Origin of the sequence: Streptomyces sp. NTH33, from assembly GCF_003236365.1 — a bacterium.
Classification (GTDB): Bacteria; Actinomycetota; Actinomycetes; order Streptomycetales; family Streptomycetaceae; genus Streptomyces.
Genome location: NZ_POTZ01000694.1, coordinates 1 through 2,627, shown reverse-complemented (window position 1 = coordinate 2,627; position 2,627 = coordinate 1). Strand labels below are relative to the sequence as shown.

2 protein-coding genes and 1 pseudogene are annotated in these 2,627 nt (G+C 70.9%); all 3 read right to left on the bottom strand.

Annotated features, from left to right (window positions below; all coding sequences use genetic code 11):
- A pseudogene (locus C1I97_RS35085) lies at positions 1–341 on the bottom strand (hypothetical protein); the annotation flags it as partial.
- Positions 342–447: 106 nt separating this feature from the next.
- Complete coding sequence (locus C1I97_RS35080; RefSeq protein WP_111007002.1) at positions 448–804, bottom strand: carboxymuconolactone decarboxylase family protein; 357 nt, start codon at positions 802–804, stop codon at positions 448–450.
- Between the two features lie 146 nt (positions 805–950).
- On the bottom strand, positions 951–2,627 hold a 1,677-nt coding region (locus C1I97_RS35075; RefSeq protein ID WP_111007001.1), incomplete at its 5' end, for a TIGR03960 family B12-binding radical SAM protein.

Here is a 2,627-nt window from a genome sequence, read left to right as displayed (position 1 = left end):
TGCCCGACGGGCGTCAGCACCCACCGGTACACCCACACGAGCGGTACGACGACCAGCACACGCCCGAGCCACAGGAGTGCCCGGCCGACGGGCACGGCGACGTACCGCCACAGCGCCACCCACGGCCGGACGAACACCGCCCGCCCGAGCCACGCCAGCGCCCGCCCGGTCGGCCGCAGCACGGTGTCGCGCAGGAACCGCCCGCCGACGACGAGCGCGTCCCACGCCATCCGCACCGGCACGACCAGCACCAGCACGACGATCCGTACGGGCATCCGGACCGCCGCCACGAGGCAGCCCTCGGGCGGCCGCTCCCCCGCCCCCGGCTTGTCGAGTTCCATACCGGGAAGGACGCGGCGGCACGCCGTCCGGATCCATGCGCGCGTGCCGGTGTTCTCTCCTCGGGCAGGGGATCAGGCCCGGCCCGGTCCCGGCCTCAGGATGTGTTCAGGAGCCGCCGCGGCTCTGGGCCTCGGCGGTGGCGATCGCCTGGGCGTCCGACTCGGCCACCGCGACGGCGAAGCCGAGCGCCTTGGTGATGTGGGCCGCTGCCGCCATGACGCGTGCCGTGCCCACCACGGGAGCGATCGCCACGAGAACGTCCTGCACCTGCTCGAGCGTCAGGTTGGCCTTGACCGCGGGATCGACGTGGGCGAGGTAGGAGATCGCCGGTGCGTCCATGGCCGCGAGCGCGGCGATGCGGGTGAGGATGAGCGTGCTCTCGTCCATGTGGCACCGCTCGACCGAGTCCATGGTCATGGCGGCGAGCGTGTCGAGAACGGGAGCCTCCGACGCTGTAGCCATCTCGGGACCACCTTCCGGTGCTGTGCGGGACCGGCACGCGGCACCCGCACAGCACGGCACCCGCGTGCCCGTTGCTTGCCCTTTCACCGTAGGGGCCCGGCAAACCCCCCGCACATCGGACCGTACGGGCGAACTCAGCGCACGTTTCAGCCGGCCGGAGAGTTCTTGACCGTCAGCGGCAGCAGCTTCTTGCCGGTCGGGCCGATCTGGATGGACGTGTCCATGGCAGGGCACACCCCGCAGTCGAAGCACGGCGTCCAGCGGCAGTCCTCGACCTCCGTCTCGTCGAGGGCGTCCTGCCAGTCCTCCCAGAGCCAGTCCTTGTCGAGGCCGGAGTCGAGGTGGTCCCAGGGGAGGACCTCCTCGTAGGAGCGTTCGCGGGTGGTGTACCAGTCGACGTCGACGCCGTAGGGGGCCAGGGCCTTGTCGGCGCAAGCCATCCAGCGGTCGTAGGAGAAGTGCTCGCGCCAGCCGTCGAAGCGGCCGCCGTCCTCGTAGACCGCGCGGATGACCGCGCCCACGCGGCGGTCGCCGCGGGAGAGGAGGCCCTCGACGATGCCCGGCTTGCCGTCGTGGTAGCGGAAGCCGATCGAGCGGCCGTACTTCTTGTCACCGCGGATCTTGTCGCGGAGTTTTTCGAGACGGGCGTCCGTCTCCTCCGCCGAGAGTTGGGGCGCCCACTGGAACGGGGTGTGGGGCTTGGGGACGAAGCCGCCGATGGAGACCGTGCAGCGGATGTCGTTGGAGCCGGAGACCTCGCGGCCCTTCTGGATCACCCGGGTCGCCATGTCGGCGATCTGCAGGACGTCCTCGTCCGTCTCCGTGGGCAGGCCGCACATGAAGTACAGCTTCACCTGGCGCCAGCCGTTGCCGTACGCCGTGGCGACGGTGCGGATCAGGTCGTCCTCCGAGACCATCTTGTTGATGACCTTGCGGATGCGTTCCGAGCCGCCCTCCGGGGCGAAGGTCAGGCCCGAGCGGCGGCCGTTGCGCGTCAGTTCGTTCGCCAGGTCGATGTTGAAGGCGTCGACCCGGGTGGAGGGGAGCGACAGGCCGATCTTGTCGTCCGCGTAGCGGTCGGCCAGGCCCTTGGCGATGTCGCCGATCTCGCTGTGGTCCGCGGAGGACAGCGAGAGCAGGCCGACCTCCTCGAAGCCCGTCGCCTTCAGGCCCTTGTCGACCATCTCGCCGATGCCCGTGATGGAGCGCTCGCGCACCGGGCGGGTGATCATGCCGGCCTGGCAGAAGCGGCAGCCCCGCGTGCAGCCGCGGAAGATCTCCACCGACATGCGCTCGTGGACCGTCTCCGCCAGCGGGACGAGGGGCTGCTTGGGGTACGGCCACTCGTCCAGGTCCATCACCGTGTGCTTGGACACCCGCCACGGGACGCCCGACCTGTTGGGGACGACCCGGCCGATGCGGCCGTCGGGGAGGTACTCGACGTCGTAGAAGCCGGGGACGTACACCGCGCCCGTGCGGGCCAGGCGGAAGAGGAGTTCCTCGCGCCCGCCCGGGCGGCCCTCCGCCTTCCAGGCGCGGATGATCCCGGTGACCTCCAGCACCGCCTGCTCGCCGTCGCCGATGACCGCGCAGTCGATGAAGTCGGCGATCGGCTCCGGGTTGAAGGCCGCGTGGCCGCCGGCCATCACGATCGGGTCGTCGTCCGTGCGGTCGCGCGCCTGGAGCGGGATGCCCGCCAGGTCCAGGGCCGTCAGCATGTTCGTGTAGCCCAGCTCGGTGGAGAAGGACAGGCCGAACACGTCGAAGGCGCGCACCGGGCGGTGGCTGTCGACCGTGAACTGCGGGAGGCCGTGCTCCCGCAT